This is a genomic window from Pseudomonas sp. B707 (assembly GCF_022496685.1).
Classification (GTDB): domain Bacteria; phylum Pseudomonadota; class Gammaproteobacteria; order Pseudomonadales; family Pseudomonadaceae; genus Aquipseudomonas; species Aquipseudomonas paraglycinae.
The window spans coordinates 108,975-129,042 of the sequence record NZ_WTVE01000032.1 but is presented as its reverse complement, the minus strand read 5'-3'; the positions used below and the strand labels follow the sequence as shown (position 1 = coordinate 129,042).

Sequence of the window (20,068 nt, the reverse complement as noted above, 5' to 3'; positions counted from 1 at the left end):
GAAATTTATAAAACCTTTGTTTTAAAGCTTATTCTTACTGCCCATGTTTTCTGTGGATAGATTTCTGCAGGCCTTTATTTTCAATGTGTACAGAGATTCAAAACCCTGTGGCCATGTCGCCATGAGGCCCTTGGATAACCGGTGTAAGCCTGTGGATTAATGAGGTGGTTATCCACAGCGGCAGTTATGTTCAGTTTTCAGGCCCTGTTATCAACTGCCCTCAGCGGCAGTTATTCACAGGGATTAATCCACAGAAATCGGATGCACGGAACATCCGCTCAGGAACAGAAATGTGTCCGGCACTGGAGGAAGGAAAAACGAGGAAGGAGGACAGACAGGTCGCGAATGGACCTGTCTGTGGACAACGGGAGGTTTATTTACCGATGCAGAAGCTGGAAAAGATCCGTCCCAGCAGATCATCGGAGCTGAAGGCGCCGGTGATTTCCCCGAGAGACTGCTGGGCCTGACGCAGGTCTTCGGCCAACAGCTCACCAGCACCCGCCAAGGTCAGTTGGGCACGTCCATGTTCCAGGGCATCACTGGCATGACGCAGGGCTTCGAGGTGCCGGCGGCGCGCGCTGAAGCTGCTTTCCGATGTTTGTTCGTAGCCCATGCAGGCCTTGAGGTGATCACGCAGTAAATCCAGTCCCTCATCGGCAGACTTGGCGCTCAGGCTGATCGTCACATGGCCATCGTCACTGACTTCCAGGGCAATAGGCTCGCCGGTGAGATCGGCCTTGTTGCGGATCAACGTTACCTTCGCCGGATCTGGCCGGGTTTCAAGGAATTCCGGCCACAAGGCGAACGGATCGGCGGCCTCTGGCGCAGTGGCATCGACGACCAGCAGCACTCGGTCAGCTTCGCCTATGGCTTTCAACGCTCGTTCAACGCCGATCTTTTCCACATGGTCATCGGTATCACGCAGACCGGCGGTGTCCACAACATGCAGCGGCATGCCGTCGATGTGGATATGTTCACGCAGGATATCCCGAGTGGTGCCGGCGATTTCGGTCACGATCGCGGCTTCACGACCGGCCAGTGCGTTCAGCAGGCTGGATTTGCCGGCATTCGGACGACCGGCAATCACCACGGTCATGCCGTCACGCAGTAACGCACCCTGCCCGGCTTCGCGCAATACGGTGGATAACTCGTTACGAACCTTGTCGAGCATGCTCAGCACATGGCCGTCGGCGAGGAAGTCGATTTCTTCTTCCGGGAAGTCGATCGCCGCTTCGACATAGATCCGCAGGCCGATCAGCTGTTCGGTGAGGTTATGCACACGTTGGGAGAAGGCCCCTTGCAAGGAGCGCAAGGCATTGCGCGCGGCCTGTGCAGAACTGGCTTCGATCAGATCGGCGATGGCCTCGGCCTGAGCAAGATCGAGTTTGTCATTGAGGAACGCTCTTTCGCTGAACTCACCGGGACGAGCCAGACGGCAGCCCAGTTTTAGACAACGCTTTAGCAACATGTCGAGGACGATCGGGCCACCGTGGCCCTGCAGTTCCAATACGTCTTCGCCGGTGAACGAGTTCGGCCCGGGGAAATACAGCGCCAGACCTTCATCCAGCACCTGTTGATCGTCACTGAAGAACGGGCCGTAGTGGGCAAACCGTGGTTTCAGCTCGCGGCCGCTGATGGCTTTGGCCGCAACGCTGGCCAGCGGCCCGGAAATTCGAACGATGCCCACGCCGCCACGGCCCTGGGCGGTAGCGACGGCTGCGATGGTTTCACGAGGTGCGCTCATAAACCGGTATCCAGACAAAAATGGCAGATAGCAAAACGCCCCACTAGGGGGCGTTTTGAGTGGTGTTATCCACAGAGTAAGTTACGCCTCGGCTTTTTTCGTCGCCGCTTCGATCTTACGCGTGATGTACCACTGTTGGGCAATCGACAGGCAGTTGTTCACAACCCAGTACAGCACCAGACCCGCCGGGAACCACAGGAAGAAGAAGGTGAAGATGATTGGCATCATTTTCATCACCTTGGCCTGCATCGGATCCGGAGGTGTAGGGTTCAGACGCTGCTGGATGAACATGGTCGCACCCATGATGATCGGCAGGATGAAGAACGGATCCTTGATCGACAGGTCGGTAATCCACAGCATGAACGGCGCCTGGCGCATTTCCACGCTTTCCAGCAGAACCCAGTACAGGGAAAGGAAAACCGGCATCTGCACCAGGATCGGCAAGCAGCCGCCCAGCGGATTGATCTTCTCTTTCTTGTACAGCTCCATCATGGCTTGCGACATTTTCTGCCGGTCATCGCCATGTTGCTCTTTCAGTGCAGCCAGTTTCGGAGCCACGGCGCGCATGCGGGCCATCGACTTGTAGCTGGCGGCCGACAGAGGGAAGAAGATCCCTTTGATCAGCATGGTCAGGAAGATGATCGACCAGCCCCAGTTGCCGACGATGCTGTGGATATGTTGCAGCAGCCAGAAGATTGGCTGGGCAATGAACCACAGAATGCCGTAGTCGACAGTCAGTTCCAGACCTGGGGACAACTCTTTCAGCACAGCCTGGCTTTTCGGACCGGCGTACAGAACAGCGCTGGTTTCGACTTTCGCACCCGGTGCAGCGGTCAGCGAAGGACCGGTGTAACCGATGATGTAGTTGCCTTTGCTGTCTTTACGGGTCTGGACGATGTTGTTTTCGCCCTTCGGAGCAACCCATGCAGTCACGAAGTAGTGTTGCAGCCAGGCTACCCAACCACCGGTGACAGTTTCCTTGAGCTGAGCTTTGTCCATGTCCTTCATGGACACTTTCTTGTACGGCTCGGAACTTGTCCACAGGGCGGCGCCCAGGTAAGTCGCGGTACCGGTAGCAGTGGTCGACGAAGGATCAGCGCTGGCATCGCGTTTCAGCTGAGCAAACATCGAACCGGACCAAGGCTGAGCGCTCTGGTTGTCGATCAGATAGGTCACGGTCACGTCATACAGGCCACGTTTCAAGGTGAAACGCTTGATGTAATTGACGCCGTCCTTGCTGAACTTCAGGTCGACGACCAGTTGGTCCTGACCGTCAGCCAGTTGATAAGTCTTCTTCTCCGAGGAGTAGACCGGACGACCGGCCGGGTTTGCATCCGGACCGTTGGTGCCAATCAGACCGCTCTGTGCCAGATAAGTACGTTCGCCACCGTTGTCGAACAGCTGGAACGGAACGTCCGGACGATCCTGACGACGTGGATACAGCGGCAAGGTCAGCTGGGCAACATCGCCACCTTGTGGATCGATCGCGAGATCGAGCACATCGGTTTTGATCTGGATCAGATCCTTGCTGACGGCGACCGGCGTTTCGGCAGGTGCGCTGGTATCGCTTGCGGCGCGCGGAATATCGTCACTGGCAGCAGCATTATTGCCAGTGGCGGTGTCCGGCAAACCGGATGTAGTCGTACTGGAAGCAACATTCTGAGTCGGCAGGGCAGCCTGGCCATAGTCCTGGTTCCATTTAAGGACCATGACGTAGGACACGATTGCCAGGGCGACGATCAGGATCGTGCGTTTGATATCCATGATTACTCGGCCATCGAAGAAGAACGGGAGGTAGGGATAGGTGGAACCGGGTCATAACCACCGGGATTCCACGGATGACAGCGACCTAAACGACGAAAGGTCAGCCAGCCACCGCGCAGAAGGCCATGATTTTCGATGGCTTCATACGCGTAGCAAGAACAACTGGGGTAGAAACGACAGTGACTGGCCATCAGGGGACTAATGGCGTAGCGATAAAACTGGATCGGAACGAGCGCCAGTTTACGCATCTGGACTGTCTACCCCTACAGTTTCGGTTTTGACTGCTGGTACCGGCTTGTTGCGTGCCAGACGTTTCCAGAGTTTGCCGAAATGCTGAATCAATTCGGGGTTTTCTACGTCACCCAAACCTTTGCGCGCGACGATAACGATGTCCCAGCCGACCAGTGAATCCTGGTGCAGGCGAAACGATTCGCGCATAAGACGTTTGAGGCGATTGCGCTCGACGGAGAGCTTGACGCTCTTTTTCCCGATAACCAGCCCGAGACGGGGGTGATCGAGATCGTTGTTGCGCGCAAGGAGCAGGAGATTTTTCCCCGGAACCTTGCCGGTAGGGGAGTCAAAGACTGCCTTGAAATGCCGGGGAGTAAGCAGACGCTTTTCCCGACTGAAGTCCTGACTCACCTCCAGTGCCGGATTATCAAACTGCCAGACGTGCGCGGCCTTTGGCGCGACGACGCGACAGTACGGCACGACCGTTCTTGGTAGCCATGCGAGCACGGAAACCGTGGGTACGAGCGCGTTTGATAGTGCTTGGTTGGAAAGTACGTTTCATGTCGTGTTACCTGGTTCGTCCACAACGGGCCGGAATGGCCCCCGTTTTAAGAGACCGGGGATTCTAGAGAAAGCAAGCCAATAGGTCAATTTCCAACCAACGTTTCCTTATAAATAGATCTTCGGAGCCGCCAGGACCTGTTTACCCGGTTTGCCAAAGATAAAAATAAAGAAGGGAATTATTTAAAGCTTTTCTGTAAAGCTTGTAAAAGCTAGGTACACAGTTATCTGTGGATAACTGGCTCAAGGCCTTGTTTCAAGCGATGTACAGAGAATGACAACTACAGTGGAAAACCGTGTTCAGCCTGTGCTGCGCTGTCGGATAACCTGTGTGTGGAATAGGTTGTTATCCACAGGCTGGTTATCCACCGACTTTCGCCCCCAGTTGTCCAGTGTGCTCAGATAGGGTTATCCACAGAGCTTGTGCACACACCGTCGGTCGCCTTTTTCGCGTTTAACGCATTGATAAATCATGTCCACCGGGCAACCTGCATGTGGATAAGTGGACGACTGGCCGCTACAATGGCCGCTTGTTTTTGCCTCACCGGCTTTCAACTTAGGGGATATCCGTGTCAGTGGAACTTTGGCAGCAGTGCGTGGAGCTTTTGCGCGAAGAGCTGCCTGCCCAACAATTCAACACCTGGATCCGTCCACTACAGGTCGAAGCCGAAGGCGACGAGTTGCGCGTCTACGCACCGAACCGTTTTGTTCTGGACTGGGTCAACGAAAAGTACCTGGGGCGCGTCCTTGAACTGCTGGATGAGCATGGCAACGGTCTCGCACCGTCGCTCTCCTTATTAATAGGCAGCAAGCGCAGTTCGGCTCCTCGTGCCGCACCGAACGCACCGTTGGCTGCTGCGCAAGTGTCCCAGGCTCAGGCCAATGCCGCGCCGGCCAGTGCGCCAGCACCAGCTCCGACGCCTGCGCCGACCAAGCGCACAACGCAGAAAACAGAAGAGATCAGTGAAGAGCCGTCCCGCGACAGCTTCGATCCGATGGCTGGTGCCGCTTCGCAACAGGCCCCGGTTCGCGCCGAACAGCGCACCGTGCAGGTCGAAGGCGCGCTCAAGCACACCAGCTACCTGAACCGCACCTTTACCTTCGAAAACTTTGTCGAAGGTAAATCCAACCAGCTCGCCCGTGCGGCGGCCTGGCAGGTGGCAGACAACCCGAAGCACGGCTACAACCCGCTCTTCCTTTATGGCGGCGTAGGTCTGGGTAAGACGCACTTGATGCACGCGGTGGGTAACCATCTCTTAAAGAAGAACCCGAATGCCAAGGTCGTGTACCTGCATTCCGAGCGTTTCGTTGCCGACATGGTCAAGGCACTGCAACTGAACGCGATCAACGAGTTCAAGCGTTTCTACCGTTCGGTGGACGCCCTGTTGATCGACGACATTCAGTTCTTCGCCCGCAAGGAACGTTCCCAGGAAGAGTTTTTCCACACCTTCAACGCCCTGCTTGAAGGTGGCCAGCAGGTCATTCTCACCAGTGACCGCTACCCGAAAGAAATCGAAGGCCTTGAAGAGCGCCTCAAATCCCGCTTCGGCTGGGGCCTGACGGTTGCCGTCGAGCCGCCAGAACTGGAAACCCGCGTCGCGATCTTGATGAAGAAGGCCGACCAGGCCAAAGTCGAGTTGCCACACGATGCAGCATTCTTCATTGCCCAACGTATTCGCTCCAACGTCCGTGAGCTGGAAGGCGCGCTGAAGCGCGTGATCGCCCACTCGCACTTCATGGGCCGCGACATCACCATCGAGTTGATTCGCGAATCCCTGAAAGACCTCTTGGCGCTGCAGGACAAACTGGTCTCTGTGGATAACATTCAGCGCACCGTCGCCGAGTACTACAAGATCAAGATTTCCGACTTGCTGTCCAAGCGCCGCTCGCGTTCGGTCGCTCGTCCGCGTCAGGTGGCCATGGCATTGTCCAAGGAACTGACCAACCACAGCCTGCCGGAAATCGGCGATGTGTTTGGCGGCCGCGACCACACGACCGTGTTGCACGCCTGCCGCAAGATCAACGAACTTAAGGAATCCGACGCGGACATCCGCGAGGACTACAAGAACCTGCTGCGTACACTGACCACTTGATGAACACCAGCGCAGCTTATTAAGGCAAGGGACTAGACCATGCATTTCACCATTCAACGCGAAGCCCTGTTGAAACCCCTGCAACTGGTCGCAGGCGTCGTCGAGCGCCGACAGACCTTGCCGGTACTGTCCAACGTGCTGCTGGTCGTCGATGGCCAGCAACTGTCGCTGACCGGTACCGACCTGGAAGTCGAGCTGGTCGGTCGCGTGCAACTCGAGGAGCCGGCTGAAACAGGTTCCATCACCGTGCCTGCGCGCAAGCTGATGGACATCTGCAAGAGCCTGCCGAACGATGCGCTGATCGATATCAAGGTCGACGAGCAGAAGCTGGTGGTGAAAGCCGGCCGTAGCCGTTTCACCCTGTCGACCCTGCCGGCCAATGACTTCCCGACTGTGGAAGAAGGCCCGGGTTCGCTGACCACCAGCCTGGAACAGAGCAAGCTGCGTCGTCTGATCGAACGCACCAGTTTCGCCATGGCCCAGCAGGACGTGCGTTACTACCTCAATGGTATGTTGCTGGAAGTGTCGACCGGTGTGATCCGTGCCGTGGCTACCGACGGTCACCGTCTGGCCATGTGCTCGATGCAGGCCGACATCGGTCAGCAGGAACGCCATCAGGTGATCGTGCCGCGTAAAGGCATTCTCGAACTGGCACGTCTGCTCACCGAGCCGGACGGTAACGTCAGCATCGTCCTGGGCCAGCACCACATCCGTGCGACCACCGGCGAATTCACCTTCACCTCGAAACTGGTCGACGGCAAGTTCCCGGACTACGAGCGCGTTTTGCCGAAGGGCGGCGACAAGCTGGTACTAGGTGATCGTCAGGCGTTGCGCGAAGCGTTCAGCCGTACCGCGATTCTGTCCAACGAGAAGTACCGCGGTATCCGTCTGCAACTGGCCAGCGGTCAGTTGAAGATCCAGGCCAACAACCCGGAGCAGGAAGAAGCGGAAGAAGAAGTAGGCGTGGAATACAACGGCGGCTCCCTGGAAATCGGCTTCAACGTCAGCTATCTGCTCGACGTGCTGGGCGTGATGACTACCGAGCAGGTTCGTCTGATCCTGTCCGACTCCAACAGCAGTGCGCTGGTGCAAGAGTCCGACAATGACGATTCGGCTTACGTTGTCATGCCGATGCGTCTGTAATCAGCTGACTCTGGATGTCTTTAAGTCGCGTCTCGGTCACCGCGGTGCGCAATCTGCACCCGGTGACCTTCTCCCCCTCCCCCCGAATCAACATTCTTTACGGCGCCAACGGCAGCGGCAAAACCAGTGTTCTGGAAGCCATTCACCTGCTGGGGCTTGCCCGTTCGTTTCGTAGCACGCGACTGTTGCCGGTCATCCAATATGAGCAACTCGCTTGCACCGTATTCGGTCAGGTCGAACTCGCCGAGGGTGGCCACAGCGCATTGGGGATATCCCGCGACCGTCAGGGCGAGTTCCAGATTCGCATCGATGGTCAGAATGCTCGTAGCGCTGCACAACTGGCGGAAATCCTGCCGCTGCAGTTGATCAACCCCGACAGCTTTCGCCTGCTGGAAGGCGCGCCGAAGATTCGCCGGCAGTTCCTCGACTGGGGTGTGTTCCACGTCGAGCCGCGGTTCATGGCCACCTGGCAGCGTTTGCAGAAGGCCTTGCGCCAGAGAAACTCCTGGCTGCGGCATGGTACACTTGACGCCGTTTCGCAAGCGGTTTGGGACAGGGAACTGTGCCAGGCCAGCGCTGAAATCGATGAATACCGCCGCGCTTACATCAAAGCCTTGAAACCAGTCTTTGAACAAACCTTGAGCGAACTGGTTGAGCTCGAAGGTTTGACGCTCAGCTATTACCGAGGCTGGGACAAGGACCGGGAATTGAGCGCCGTACTTGCCGGATCCGTGCAACGGGACCAGCAAATGGGTCATACCCAGGCCGGGCCACAACGGGCTGACTTGCGTCTTAGATTGGGCGCACACAATGCCGCGGACATCTTGTCCCGGGGTCAGCAGAAGTTGGTGGTCTGTGCATTGCGGATTGCCCAGGGGCATCTGGTGAGCCAGGCCCGACGCGGCCAGTGTATTTATCTGGTGGATGACTTGCCGTCCGAACTGGACGAGAGCCACCGTCGCGCGCTGTGCCGTTTGCTGGAAGACTTACGCTGCCAGGTCTTTATCACCTGTGTAGATCACGAATTATTGAGGGAAGGCTGGCAGACGGAAACGCCAGTCGCTCTGTTCCACGTGGAACAGGGCCGTATCACCCAGACCCACGACCATCGGGAGTGAAGGCATTGAGCGAAGAAAATACGTACGACTCATCGAGCATTAAAGTGCTGAAAGGCCTGGATGCCGTGCGCAAACGTCCCGGTATGTACATTGGTGACACCGACGATGGCAGCGGTCTGCACCACATGGTGTTCGAGGTGGTCGACAACTCGATCGACGAAGCCCTCGCCGGCCACTGCGACGACATCAGCATCATCATCCACCCGGATGAGTCCATCACCGTTAAAGACAACGGCCGTGGCATCCCGGTAGACGTGCACAAAGAGGAAGGCGTTTCCGCCGCCGAGGTCATCATGACCGTCCTCCACGCTGGCGGTAAGTTCGACGACAACTCCTACAAGGTATCCGGCGGTCTGCACGGTGTAGGTGTTTCTGTTGTGAACGCGCTGTCCGAAGAGCTGGTACTGACCGTTCGCCGCAGCGGCAAGATCTGGGAACAGACCTACGTTCACGGCGTGCCTCAGGCACCGATGGCGATCGTTGGCGACAGCGAAACCACCGGTACCCAGATTCACTTCAAGGCTTCCAGCGAAACCTTCAAGAACATTCACTTCAGCTGGGACATCCTGGCCAAGCGCATTCGTGAACTGTCCTTCCTAAACTCCGGTGTCGGCATCGTCCTCAAGGATGAGCGCAGCGGAAAGGAAGAGCTGTTCAAGTACGAAGGCGGCCTGCGTGCGTTCGTTGAATACCTGAACACCAACAAGACTGCGGTCAACCAGGTGTTCCACTTCAACATCCAGCGTGAAGACGGCATCGGCGTGGAAATCGCCCTGCAGTGGAACGACAGTTTCAACGAGAACCTGTTGTGCTTCACCAACAACATTCCGCAGCGCGACGGCGGCACCCACCTGGTGGGCTTCCGTTCCGCACTGACGCGTAACCTGAACAACTACATCGAGCAGGAAGGTCTGGCGAAGAAGCACAAAGTCGCCACCACCGGTGACGATGCCCGTGAAGGCCTGACCGCGATCATCTCGGTGAAGGTGCCGGATCCGAAGTTCAGCTCCCAGACCAAAGACAAGCTGGTGTCTTCCGAAGTGAAGACCGCGGTCGAACAGGAAATGGGCAAGTACTTCTCCGACTTCCTGCTGGAAAACCCGAACGAAGCCAAACTGGTCGTCGGCAAGATGATCGACGCCGCCCGTGCCCGTGAAGCGGCGCGCAAGGCTCGTGAAATGACCCGCCGCAAAGGCGCGCTGGACATCGCCGGTCTGCCGGGCAAACTCGCTGACTGCCAGGAGAAAGACCCGGCGCTGTCCGAACTGTACCTCGTGGAAGGTGACTCCGCGGGCGGCTCTGCCAAGCAGGGACGTAACCGCAAGACCCAGGCCATCCTGCCGCTGAAGGGCAAGATCCTCAACGTCGAGAAAGCCCGTTTCGACAAGATGATCTCGTCCCAGGAAGTGGGCACCCTGATCACCGCGCTGGGCTGCGGCATCGGTCGCGAAGAGTACAACATCGACAAGCTGCGCTATCACAACATCATCATCATGACCGATGCTGACGTCGACGGTTCGCACATCCGTACCCTGCTGCTGACCTTCTTCTTCCGTCAGTTGCCTGAACTGATCGAGCGCGGTTACATCTACATCGCCCAGCCGCCGCTGTACAAAGTCAAGAAAGGCAAGCAAGAGCAATACATCAAAGACGACGACGCCATGGAAGAGTACATGACGCAGTCGGCCCTGGAAGATGCGAGCCTGCACCTGAACGAAGACGCCCCGGGCATTTCCGGCGAAGCGCTGGAACGACTGGTGAACGACTTCCGCATGGTGATGAAGACCCTCAAGCGTCTGTCGCGCCTGTACCCGCAGGAGCTGACCGAGCACTTCATCTACCTGCCGGCCGTGAGCCTGGAAATGCTCGGCGACCACGCCAAGATGCAAGACTGGCTGGCCCAGTACGAAGTCCGTCTGCGCACCGTCGAGAAGTCGGGCCTGGTCTACAAGGCCAGCCTGCGTGAAGACCGTGAACGTGGCGTGTGGCTGCCAGAGGTCGAACTGATCTCCCACGGCCTGTCGAACTACGTCACCTTCAACCGTGACTTCTTCGGCAGCAACGACTACAAGACCGTCGTCACCCTCGGCGCTCAACTGAGCACCCTGCTCGACGAAGGCGCGTACATCCAGCGTGGCGAGCGCAAGAAAGCGGTCACCGAGTTCAAGGAAGCCCTGGACTGGCTGATGGCCGAAAGTACCAAGCGCCACACCATTCAGCGATACAAAGGTCTGGGCGAAATGAACCCGGATCAGCTGTGGGAAACCACCATGGACCCAAGCGTGCGCCGCATGCTGAAAGTCACTATCGAAGACGCCATTGGCGCAGACCAGATCTTCAACACCCTGATGGGTGATGCGGTCGAACCTCGCCGTGACTTCATCGAGAGCAACGCTCTGGCGGTTTCCAACCTGGATTTCTGATCCCGGTCGGCGCTAACGAAAAGGCCAACGCACAAGCGTTGGCCTTTTTTATTGCCTGCGATTCACTCCCCTGCCGCCACACTCTCCAACCGATACCCATACCCATAAATCGTCAGCAACTGCCAACCCCGATCCGCCGTCAGCCCGAGCTTGTTGCGCAGGCGATAGATATGGGTGTCCAGCGGTCGCGATGTGGACATCTCTTCGTGGGGCCAGAATCGTTCGTACAGGTAATCCCGTGAAAGCGGTCGGCCAAGATTGCTGAACAGGCAGTGAGCGAGTCGATACTCGCGCTCGGTCATGACGATCGGTTTCCCGTCGCGGGTGACGGTCAGCTCGGCGTCGTCGAACACCAGGTCATTGAAACGCAGGATTTCGGCCGGGGCGTTACGTTGCAGGCTGTGCCGACGCAGTACCGCTGCAACCCGGGCTTTCAATTCATTGGGCCGAAACGGCTTGCTGACGTAATCGTCGGCCCCGGCATTCAGGGCCTGGACGATGTCGCTTTCACCATCGCGGCTGGTCAGCATGATGGCCGCCGGGGGGGCTTCCATGTGTTCGCGGGTCCAGCGCAGCAGCGCCATGCCGGTGAGGTCGGGCAATTGCCAGTCGAGGATCAGCAGGTCGAAGGTTTCCCGGCGCAATTGTCGCAGCAGGTCTTCACCGCTTTCGAAGCTGTGCAGTGACCAGGGCTGTCCTCCGGCCTCGGCCATTTGTTGCAGGGTCTGCTCGACCCGGCGCAGTTCGGCGGGTTCATCGTCCAGTATCGCAACGCGCATACGCGGTGGTTCCTTGTCGCTCGGGCAATGGGTGCCGACCGGATCGGCTCACTCCATGCAGTGAAAGTAAGCGGCACGCCGTGGGGTGAGCCGCTATGATTCTTCGGGTCTACGTCCTCAGACCGGCCGCCTATGAAACCATTCAACCCACCCTGCCCTGTTTCCCATGAATAACCACCGCCGACACGAAAGCCGCGTCCCCAGCCAGGTTCAGCGTTTGTTCCGGCAACTGGTGCGCGAGTGGGTGTGGATAAGTCTAGTGCTGTTGCCGCTGACTGCACTGCTTTCCTGGCGTGCGCAGATCAATTTGCATGATCCGGCGCCGTTGATGGGCGCGGGACTTTCAGTTGCCTTGGTCGCGTGCGTACTTGGATTGCTGCTGTGGCGTCCACGTCTGGCGCTCTGGCTGACATTGGGCGGGATGGCCTGCGTGCTGCTGACCAGTGCGGGGCTGGCGGAGATGAGGCGTTGGTGGTCGCCGACACCGGCGGTGCTGGGTATGTTGTTCGGTTATTTGATCTGGAACTGGCGACGTCTGAGCGTGGTGCTGACCTATTTCGGCTGGGAGCTGGCGCGGCTGGACAGTGAACCGAAAGTCTTTCCCGAACGGCGTCGGGCGCAGTTTACCAGCGCCGACCGCTTGCAGGGGCAGATCATGGCGCTTGAGCAAGCCATGAGCCGCACCCGCGATACCCGCCGATTCATTGCCGACGGGCTGGAGTATCTGCCGGTCGCAACGCTGATCAGCGATCCACGGGGACAAGTCTTGTTGGGCAACCGCAAGGCCCGGAGCCTGTTCGATCACAATCTGGTGGGCGAGGATGTGCTCGATCAACTCGCGAGCCTGGGCTATCCGGAGTTGTCCACAGAGTCGCGTCCGCCGCTATCCGAGCTTCCTCTGCTGGAATTTCGTGACCACAAGGAGCGTAGCCTGCGTCTGGAGCGCGCCGCTTTATTGCCGGTCGATGGCGACTTGCCGATCGGCTGGCTCCTGAGCCTCACTGACCTGAGCGCCGAACGCGCCGCCGAGGAACAGCGCGGTGTGTTGCTGCGCTTTCTGTCCCATGACCTGCGTGCCCCTCATTCGGCGATTCTTGCCCTGCTCGAGGTACACCGGCATCAGACGGGAACGGATTCGCCGCTGTTCGAACAGATTGAGCGCCAGGTACGCCGGGCGCTGGAGCTCACCGACGGCTTCGTTCTGCTGGCACGGGCCGAATCCGAGACGTATCAGTTTCAACCGAGCCTGTTCGGGATGCTGGTCATGGACGTGCTGGATCAGGCCTTGCCCATCGCCCAGCAAAAACGCATTGAGCTTTTGAGCGACATGGACGAACAATCACACGAGCGCCTGATCCTGGCCGATCAGGGCTTGCTGACCCGCGCACTGTTCAACCTGCTGGAAAATGCAATCAAGTACAGCCCGGCCGGATCAACCGTCGATCTGCGTGTCAGTTGCCACGACGACTGGCTGCGTTGCGAACTGACCGATCAAGGCAAAGGCATCGCTGCAGAGGAGCTGCCCGACCTGTTCAGCCAGTACCGGCGCTTTTCTTCTGCACAGGGCATCGACGGCGTGGGCCTGGGGTTGTCGATGGTCAAAGCCGTGGTCGATCACCATGGCGGTCGGATCGAGTGCCTGAGCGTGGTCGATCAAGGCACGACGTTCCGCCTGGAGCTGCCGCTGATCGCCGAAGAGCAGGCATAAAAAAACCGGCTATATCAGCCGGTTTCCTTACTTCCGAAAAAAACTTATGCACCTTTTACGGTGTTTTATCAGCTTCGGAAATATATAAGTAAATCAGTAACTTAATCAGATAATTAGGGACTTTGCGAACAAACCGTACACAGGTTATCCACAAATCTCAGACAGCGATCTGATCGTTCGCAGCCGGTGCCTCAGGGGCCGGAGGCAGCGAGCCCATTTCCCGTTGGGTCTTCTCGTTCCACGCCTGCACCCGATCATTCAGATCGGCGATGGCGCGGGGGCCACTGCCCTCGGCGTACATCGGCTCACCAATCACCACAGTGATCACGCCCGGCTTTTTACCCCAACCGATTTTCGGCCAGAACTTGCCGGCATTGTGCGCAATCGGCAGTACCGGAAGCGCAGCATTCACTGCCAATGCACTGCCACTGCGGGAGAACTTGCCGATGGTGCCATGAGGAACGCGAGTGCCTTCAGGGAAGATCAGCACCCAGACATTGTCCTTGAGCAGCTCGTCACCTTTCGCAGCGACTTGCTTGAGGGCGGCTTTCGGGTTGTCGCGGTCAATCGCGATCGGCCGCAGCATGGCCATCGCCCAGCCGAAGAACGGCACGTACAGCAGTTCGCGCTTGAGCACCTGGCTCAAGGGCGAGAAATAAGCGGAGAGAAAAAACGTCTCCCACGTGCTCTGGTGGTTCGATTGAATCACGCAGGGCCGGTCAGGGACGTTTTCCGCGCCTTTGACTTCGTAACGGATACCGAGAAACACCTTGGTCAACCACAAGGCGCAGCGGCACCAGTACACGTTGATGAAACGATAGCGCGCCTTGAACGGCAGAAAGGGCGCGATAAAAAAGCTCAGGCTGCACCACAGCAGAGCGGTGGTGCCCAGCAGCAGGTAAAAGAGGAAGATTCTGATGGCCTGCAGTATCGACATGGCGACGTTTACCGTTACGGGCGATGCCCGACTGTTCAAGCGCACTCCCGATCAATCCCTGGTCAGGAACTTCAGAAGCACTCTAGTTGTGGATAAGTTCTGCGGCAATCGCCGCGAGATCGTCAAAAATCAGGGTGCCCACCGGCAAGGTCTTGGCCTGAGTCTTTTCGCCTTTCCCGGTCTTTACCAAAACGGGCTGTGAATCGACGGCGTTGGCGGCCTCCAGGTCACCAAGGCTGTCGCCGACGAACCAGACATTCGTCAGCGCGACGTCGTAATGCTGCGCGATGGTTTTCAACATCCCCGGTTTCGGCTTGCGGCAGTCGCAACCCTCGTCCGGCCCATGCGGGCAGTACACGATCAACCCGACTTCACCGCCCTGCTCCGCCACCAGTTCGCGCAGACGCGCGTGCATGGCATCGAGGGTGGCGAGGTCGTAGTAGCCGCGAGCAATGCCCGACTGGTTGGTGGCGACCGCCACCGTCCAGCCGGCCTTGCTCAACTGCGCAATCGCTTCGATCGAGCCGGGCAGCGGAATCCACTCCTCCACCGACTTGATGTAAGCGTCGGAGTCGTAATTGATCACTCCGTCCCGATCGAGAATCAGCAGTTTCAACAGCAATCCCTCAACCCAGCAGCGAAATGTCGGCAACGCCCAGGAACAGGCCACGCAGACGCGCCAGCAGCGCGTAACGGTTGGCCCGCACATTGGCGTCTTCGGCATTGACCATCACCGCGTCGAAAAACGCATCCACCGGCTCGCGCAGTGCAGCCAGACGTGCCAGCGATTCGTTGTACTGACGCGCCGCAGCCATTGGCTGTACAGCCTGGTCCGCTTGCTGGATCGCCGAGTACAGCGAGAACTCGTTGGCATTGTCGAAGTACTTGGCCTGGACTTCGGTCGGCACCGAGCCTTCCACCTTGCTCAACAGGTTCGATACGCGCTTGTTCACCGCCGCCAGCGCTGCCGCTTCCGGCAGTTTGCGGAAGGCCTGCACCGCTTGCACACGCTGGTCGAAGTCCAGCGCCGAACCCGGCTTCAGGGCACGTACCGACAGGTAGGTGGCGACATCCACGCCTTCGTCTTCGTAACGCGCACGCAGACGGTCGAAGATGAACTCCAGCACCGCGTCGTTCAGGCCGGCAGCCTTGACCTTGGCACCGAACGCATTCACGGCGAACGCCACGGCGTCGTTCAGGTCCAGATCCAGTTGTTTCTCGATCAGGATCCGCAGCACGCCCAGTGCCGCACGGCGCAGGGCATACGGGTCTTTGCTGCCGGTCGGCAACATGCCGATGCCGAAGATGCCGACCAGGGTGTCGAGCTTGTCGGCGATGGCCACGGCCGCACCGGTCAGGGTGGCTGGCAGTTCAGCGCCGGCACCGCGCGGCATGTACTGCTCGTTCAGCGCCAGGGCGACGTCTTCCGGCTCGCCGTCATTGAGGGCGTAGTAGTAACCGGCGACACCTTGCATCTCCGGGAACTCGCCGACCATTTCGGTGGCCAGGTCGCACTTCGACAGCAACCCTGCACGGGCAGCCCACGAAGCGTTGCCACCGATGCGAGCGGCGATGTACGCGGCCAGTTTCGACACGCGCTCGGCCTTGTCGTAGACGCTGCCGAGTTTTTCCTGGAACACCACGTTCTGCAGGCGATCGTTGAACGCTTCGAGCTTCTGCTTCTTGTCCTGCTTGAAGAAGAACTCGGCGTCGGTCAGACGTGGGCGAACCACCTTCTCGTTACCGGCGATGATCTGCTGCGGGTCTTTGGATTCGATGTTGGCCACAGTGATGAAGCGTGGCAGCAACTTGCCGTCGGCATCCAGCAGGCAGAAGTACTTCTGGTTGTCCTGCATGGTGGTGATCAGCGCTTCCTGCGGCACGTCGAGGAAGCGTTCCTCGAACGAGCACACCAGCGGCACCGGCCACTCGACCAGCGCGGTCACTTCGTCGAGCAGCGCCGGCGGCACGATCGCGGTGCCTTCCTGACGGGTTGCCAACTCTTCGGTGCGCTTGCTGATGATTTCGCGACGCTCGTTGGCATCGGCCAGCACATAGGCGGAACGCAGGTCAGCCAGGTAGCTCGAAGGCGAACCGATGCGCACGCTTTCCGGGTGATGGAAACGGTGGCCACGGGATTCACGGCCAGCCTTCTGCGCGAGGATCGTGCAGTCGATGACCTGGTCGCCGAGCAGCATCACCAGCCACTGGGTCGGACGTACGAACTCTTCCTTGCGCGCACCCCAACGCATGCGTTTCGGGATCGGCAGGTCGTTCAGCGAGTCTTCGACGATGGTCGGCAGCAGGCTGGCGGTCGGCTTGCCGGCGATGTTCTGGCTGTAGCGCAGTTTCGGACCGCTCTGGTCGATTTCGCTCAGCTCGACGCCGCACTTCTTGGCAAAGCCCAGTGCCGCTTGAGTCGGGTTGCCTTCAGCATCGAACGCGGCCTGACGCGGCGGGCCGTCGAGGTTGATGCTGCGATCCGGCTGCTGGGTGGCCAGCGCGGTGATCAGCACAGCCAGACGGCGCGGCGCTGCGTAGACAGTTTTGGTCTCGTAATTCAGGCCGGCAGCTTGCAGGCCCTTGTCGATACCGGCCAGGAACGCTTCGGCCAGGGTGTTCAGGGCTTTGGGTGGCAGTTCTTCGGTGCCCAGTTCAACCAGAAAATCTTGAGCACTCATTGTGCAGCCTCCAGCTTGGCCAGTACTTCGTCACGCAGGTCCGGGGTTGCCATCGGGAAGCCCAGCTTGGCGCGGGCCAGCAGGTAGGCTTGGGCGACGGAACGCGCCAGGGTGCGAACGCGCAGAATGTATTGCTGACGCGCAGTCACCGAGATCGCCCGGCGCGCATCCAGCAGGTTGAAGGTGTGCGAGGCCTTCAGAACCATTTCGTAGCTTGGCAACGGCAGCGGCTGGTCGAGTTCGATCAGGCGCTTGGCTTCGCTTTCATAGAAATCGAACAGTTCGAACAGCTTGTCGACGTTGGCGTGTTCGAAGTTGTAGGTGGACTGCTCCACTTCGTTCTGGTGGAACACGTCGCCGTAGGTCACTTTGCCGAACGGACCGTCAGCCCAGACCAGGTCGTAGACCGAGTCCACGCCCTGCAGGTACATGGCCAGACGCTCCAGACCGTAGGTGATCTCGCCGGTCACCGGGTAGCACTCGATGCCGCCCGCCTGCTGGAAGTAAGTGAACTGGGTCACTTCCATACCGTTCAGCCAGACTTCCCAGCCCAGACCCCAGGCGCCGAGGGTCGGCGATTCCCAGTTGTCTTCGACGAAGCGGATGTCGTGGACCAGCGGGTCCAGGCCGACATGCTTGAGGGAGCCCAGGTACAGCTCCTGGAAGTTGTCCGGGTTCGGCTTCAGGACGACCTGGAACTGGTAGTAGTGCTGCAGACGGTTCGGGTTTTCGCCGTAACGGCCGTCAGTCGGACGGCGGCTTGGCTGCACGTAGGCGGCGTTCCAGGTTTCCGGGCCGATGGCGCGTAGGAATGTCGCGGTGTGGAAAGTGCCGGCGCCTACTTCCATATCGTAGGGCTGAAGTACCACACAACCTTGCTCGGCCCAGTATTGCTGGAGCGCGAGGATCAAGTCTTGGAAGGTACGCACGGCTGGCGTAGGCTGGCTCACGAAATTCACCTGTTTCTTGGGCTGCGATTTAAAGAGCGGGAGTATACCCGATTCAGTCGCACCTCCACCCCTGGAGCCTTATGCCACGCTGCTTTTGGTGCAACGAAGATCCGCTGTACATGGCTTACCACGATCAGGAGTGGGGCACGCCGCTACGCGATGCGCAGGGTTTGTTCGAGTTGCTTTTGCTCGAAGGGTTCCAGGCCGGGCTTTCGTGGATCACCGTGCTGCGCAAGCGCGAGCGGTATCGCGAGGTGTTGTTCGGCTTCGACGTACAGCGCGTGGCGCAGATGAGCGACGCGGAAATCGATCAATTGATGCTCGATCCGGGGATCATCCGCAACCGCCTCAAGCTCAACGCCGCCCGACGCAACGCCCAGGCCTGGCTGGCGCTGGAAGATCCGGTGGCCTTCCTCTGGTCGTTTGTGGATAACCGCCCGGTGATCAATCATTTCAAGGATCGCAGCGAAGTCCCGGCGATCACCCCGCAGGCCGTGGCCATGAGCAAAGGCCTGAAAAAGGCCGGTTTCACCTTTGTCGGTCCGACCATCTGCTACGCGCTGATGCAGGCCTCGGGCATGGTCATGGATCACACCCAAGACTGCGACCGCTACGCGCAGCTCGTCAACGCCGGTTAGAATGGCCGCCTCGCGCACAGCACAAGATCAGGAGTGACCTGTGGAAAAGTTTAAAGGCGCCATGCTGGTTGGCGCTCTGCGGCTGTTTGCCCTGCTTCCGTGGCGGGCCGTGCAGGCCGTGGGTTCGGCGATCGGCTGGATCATGTGGAAAACCCCCAACCGTTCCCGCGATGTGGTGCGGATCAACCTCGCCAAATGTTTTCCACAGATGGACCCGGCCGAACGCGAGCGTCTGGTCGGCCAGACCCTGAAAGACATCGGCAAGTCCCTGACCGAAAGCGCCTGCGCCTGGATCTGGCCGGCCCAGCGCTCCATCGATCTGGTGCGCGAAGTCGAAGGCCTCGAAGTGCTGAAAGAAGCGCTGGCCTCGGGCAAGGGCGTGGTCGGCATCACCAGCCACCTGGGCAACTGGGAAGTGCTCAACCACTTCTATTGCAGCCAGTGCAAACCGATCATTTTCTACCGGCCGCCGAAGCTCAAGGCGGTGGATGAATTGCTGCGTAAACAACGCGTGCAACTGGGCAACAAAGTCGCCGCGTCGACCAAGGAAGGCATCCTCAGTGTCATCAAGGAAGTGCGCAAGGGTGGTCAGGTGGGGATTCCCGCAGACCCGGAACCGGCCGAATCCGCCGGGATCTTCGTGCCGTTCTTCGCCACCCAGGCCCTGACCAGCAAGTTCGTGCCGAACATGCTGGCCGGTGGCAAAGCGGTTGGGGTGTTCCTGCATGCCCTGCGGTTGCCGGACGGTTCCGGCTATAAGGTGATCCTCGAAGCGGCGCCGGAAGCCATGTACAGCACCGACACTGAAACCTCCTGCGCGGCGATGAGTAAAGTCGTCGAGCGTTATGTGGCGGCTTATCCGAGCCAGTACATGTGGAGCATGAAACGCTTCAAAAAGCGTCCGCCGGGCGAGGCGCGCTGGTACTGATCGGCAATGTGCGTTTGTGGATAACCTGACCAAACGGGTTATCCACAGCCGTCACGGCTTCTGCCGTTCGAGCTTCTTCAGAAACACCGTCATTTCCTTCTCGGCCTGCTTGTCGCCATGGGCCCGGGCCGCTTCCAGCCCCTGCTCCCACGCATGACGCGCAGCCGCCATGTCACCCAGCGCCACTTGCGCTTTGCCCAACAATTTCCACGCCGCCGAGTATTTCGGATCGAAGCCGACGCAACGCTGGAAATGCTCGGCCGCTTTCGCATTCTCCCCCAGATCCAGATAACCCTTGCCTAGGCCGAAGCGCAGCAGCGAGTTATCCACACCCTTGGCGAGCATTTTTTCCAGGGATTCGATCATCGGT

The 20,068-nt window shown here is 58.9% G+C and carries 18 protein-coding genes; 7 read left to right on the top strand and 11 right to left on the bottom strand.

Annotated features, from left to right (window positions below):
* Positions 1-373: 373 nt before the first annotated feature.
* From mnmE to rpmH, 5 genes are all read right to left on the bottom strand, one after another.
* On the bottom strand, positions 374-1,744 hold the full coding sequence (gene mnmE / locus GQX66_RS21735; RefSeq protein WP_240871314.1) for a tRNA uridine-5-carboxymethylaminomethyl(34) synthesis GTPase MnmE: 1,371 nt from the start codon (positions 1,742-1,744) through the stop codon (positions 374-376).
* 81 nt (positions 1,745-1,825) lie between these two features.
* The gene (yidC, locus tag GQX66_RS21730; RefSeq protein ID WP_085748005.1) at positions 1,826-3,508 is read right to left on the bottom strand and encodes a membrane protein insertase YidC; all 1,683 of its coding nucleotides are present in this window, start codon (positions 3,506-3,508) and stop codon (positions 1,826-1,828) included.
* A gap of 2 nt (positions 3,509-3,510) precedes the next feature.
* Positions 3,511-3,756 (bottom strand): membrane protein insertion efficiency factor YidD, encoded by a 246-nt coding sequence (gene yidD / locus GQX66_RS21725; RefSeq protein ID WP_010465488.1) that lies wholly within the window; start codon positions 3,754-3,756, stop codon positions 3,511-3,513.
* Positions 3,749-4,150: a ribonuclease P protein component gene (gene rnpA / locus GQX66_RS21720; protein WP_011336726.1), complete on the bottom strand. Its 402-nt coding sequence runs from the start codon at positions 4,148-4,150 to the stop codon at positions 3,749-3,751. Before rnpA ends, yidD begins: the two co-directional genes overlap by 8 nt.
* Before the next feature lie 16 nt (positions 4,151-4,166).
* Positions 4,167-4,301, bottom strand: a complete 135-nt coding sequence (gene rpmH, locus GQX66_RS21715) for a 50S ribosomal protein L34 (RefSeq protein ID WP_003213577.1) — start codon at positions 4,299-4,301, stop codon at positions 4,167-4,169.
* Between the two features lie 568 nt (positions 4,302-4,869).
* Between rpmH and dnaA the strand changes: the two genes are divergently transcribed.
* From dnaA to gyrB, 4 genes are read left to right on the top strand one after another with little or no spacing between them, the layout of a single operon-like run.
* Complete coding sequence (gene dnaA / locus GQX66_RS21710) at positions 4,870-6,393, top strand: chromosomal replication initiator protein DnaA (protein ID WP_011331732.1); 1,524 nt, start codon at positions 4,870-4,872, stop codon at positions 6,391-6,393.
* A gap of 39 nt (positions 6,394-6,432) precedes the next feature.
* Positions 6,433-7,536 carry a DNA polymerase III subunit beta gene (gene dnaN, locus GQX66_RS21705; RefSeq protein ID WP_007954131.1) on the top strand — a complete coding sequence of 368 codons (1,104 nt, stop codon included), beginning with the start codon at positions 6,433-6,435 and terminating at the stop codon, positions 7,534-7,536.
* Positions 7,537-7,550: 14 nt separating this feature from the next.
* Positions 7,551-8,654: a DNA replication/repair protein RecF gene (recF, locus tag GQX66_RS21700; protein WP_003220208.1), complete on the top strand. Its 1,104-nt coding sequence runs from the start codon at positions 7,551-7,553 to the stop codon at positions 8,652-8,654.
* 5 nt (positions 8,655-8,659) lie between these two features.
* Positions 8,660-11,077, top strand: coding sequence for a DNA topoisomerase (ATP-hydrolyzing) subunit B (gyrB, locus tag GQX66_RS21695; protein WP_011331734.1), 2,418 nt, complete (start codon positions 8,660-8,662; stop codon positions 11,075-11,077).
* Positions 11,078-11,139: 62 nt separating this feature from the next.
* Here gyrB and GQX66_RS21690 read toward each other — a convergent pair whose 3' ends face one another.
* Entirely contained in the window at positions 11,140-11,856 is a 717-nt protein-coding gene (locus GQX66_RS21690; protein ID WP_085748006.1) for a response regulator transcription factor, read from the bottom strand.
* A gap of 166 nt (positions 11,857-12,022) precedes the next feature.
* On the opposite strand from GQX66_RS21690, the gene GQX66_RS21685 reads away from it, so the two are divergent.
* On the top strand, positions 12,023-13,564 hold the full coding sequence (locus GQX66_RS21685) for a HAMP domain-containing sensor histidine kinase (RefSeq protein WP_240871298.1): 1,542 nt from the start codon (positions 12,023-12,025) through the stop codon (positions 13,562-13,564).
* 157 nt (positions 13,565-13,721) lie between these two features.
* On the opposite strand, the gene GQX66_RS21680 is transcribed toward GQX66_RS21685, so the two are convergent.
* The 4 genes from GQX66_RS21680 to glyQ all read right to left on the bottom strand — a co-directional run bounded on the left by GQX66_RS21680 (position 13,722) and on the right by glyQ (position 18,132).
* Entirely contained in the window at positions 13,722-14,501 is a 780-nt protein-coding gene (locus GQX66_RS21680) for a lysophospholipid acyltransferase family protein (RefSeq protein ID WP_085606324.1), read from the bottom strand.
* A gap of 82 nt (positions 14,502-14,583) precedes the next feature.
* Positions 14,584-15,123 (bottom strand): D-glycero-beta-D-manno-heptose 1,7-bisphosphate 7-phosphatase, encoded by a 540-nt coding sequence (gene gmhB / locus GQX66_RS21675; RefSeq protein WP_166673419.1) that lies wholly within the window; start codon positions 15,121-15,123, stop codon positions 14,584-14,586.
* 4 nt (positions 15,124-15,127) lie between these two features.
* Entirely contained in the window at positions 15,128-17,182 is a 2,055-nt protein-coding gene (glyS, locus tag GQX66_RS21670; protein ID WP_240871290.1) for a glycine--tRNA ligase subunit beta, read from the bottom strand.
* The gene (glyQ, locus tag GQX66_RS21665) at positions 17,179-18,132 is read right to left on the bottom strand and encodes a glycine--tRNA ligase subunit alpha (RefSeq protein ID WP_003187265.1); all 954 of its coding nucleotides are present in this window, start codon (positions 18,130-18,132) and stop codon (positions 17,179-17,181) included. Before glyQ ends, glyS begins: the two co-directional genes overlap by 4 nt.
* An 80-nt stretch (positions 18,133-18,212) precedes the next feature.
* Between glyQ and tag the strand changes: the two genes are divergently transcribed.
* On the top strand, positions 18,213-18,770 hold the full coding sequence (tag, locus tag GQX66_RS21660; protein ID WP_085748011.1) for a DNA-3-methyladenine glycosylase I: 558 nt from the start codon (positions 18,213-18,215) through the stop codon (positions 18,768-18,770).
* Between the two features lie 40 nt (positions 18,771-18,810).
* Positions 18,811-19,698, top strand: a complete 888-nt coding sequence (locus GQX66_RS21655) for a lysophospholipid acyltransferase (RefSeq protein ID WP_085748012.1) — start codon at positions 18,811-18,813, stop codon at positions 19,696-19,698.
* Positions 19,699-19,749: 51 nt separating this feature from the next.
* Here GQX66_RS21655 and GQX66_RS21650 read toward each other — a convergent pair whose 3' ends face one another.
* Entirely contained in the window at positions 19,750-20,064 is a 315-nt protein-coding gene (locus GQX66_RS21650) for a tetratricopeptide repeat protein (RefSeq protein WP_085748013.1), read from the bottom strand.
* Positions 20,065-20,068 lie beyond the last annotated feature (4 nt).

Coding starts and splice junctions, on each gene's coding strand:
- mnmE (WP_240871314.1), bottom strand. CDS start 1,744: ATGAGCGCACCTCGTGAAACCATCGCAGCCGTCGCTACCGCCCAGGGC.
- yidC (WP_085748005.1), bottom strand. CDS start 3,508: ATGGATATCAAACGCACGATCCTGATCGTCGCCCTGGCAATCGTGTCC.
- yidD (WP_010465488.1), bottom strand. CDS start 3,756: ATGCGTAAACTGGCGCTCGTTCCGATCCAGTTTTATCGCTACGCCATT.
- rpmH (WP_003213577.1), bottom strand. CDS start 4,301: ATGAAACGTACTTTCCAACCAAGCACTATCAAACGCGCTCGTACCCAC.
- dnaN (WP_007954131.1), top strand. CDS start 6,433: ATGCATTTCACCATTCAACGCGAAGCCCTGTTGAAACCCCTGCAACTG.
- recF (WP_003220208.1), top strand. CDS start 7,551: ATGTCTTTAAGTCGCGTCTCGGTCACCGCGGTGCGCAATCTGCACCCG.
- GQX66_RS21690 (WP_085748006.1), bottom strand. CDS start 11,856: ATGCGCGTTGCGATACTGGACGATGAACCCGCCGAACTGCGCCGGGTC.
- GQX66_RS21685 (WP_240871298.1), top strand. CDS start 12,023: ATGAATAACCACCGCCGACACGAAAGCCGCGTCCCCAGCCAGGTTCAG.
- GQX66_RS21680 (WP_085606324.1), bottom strand. CDS start 14,501: ATGTCGATACTGCAGGCCATCAGAATCTTCCTCTTTTACCTGCTGCTG.
- glyS (WP_240871290.1), bottom strand. CDS start 17,182: ATGAGTGCTCAAGATTTTCTGGTTGAACTGGGCACCGAAGAACTGCCA.
- tag (WP_085748011.1), top strand. CDS start 18,213: ATGCCACGCTGCTTTTGGTGCAACGAAGATCCGCTGTACATGGCTTAC.
- GQX66_RS21650 (WP_085748013.1), bottom strand. CDS start 20,064: ATGATCGAATCCCTGGAAAAAATGCTCGCCAAGGGTGTGGATAACTCG.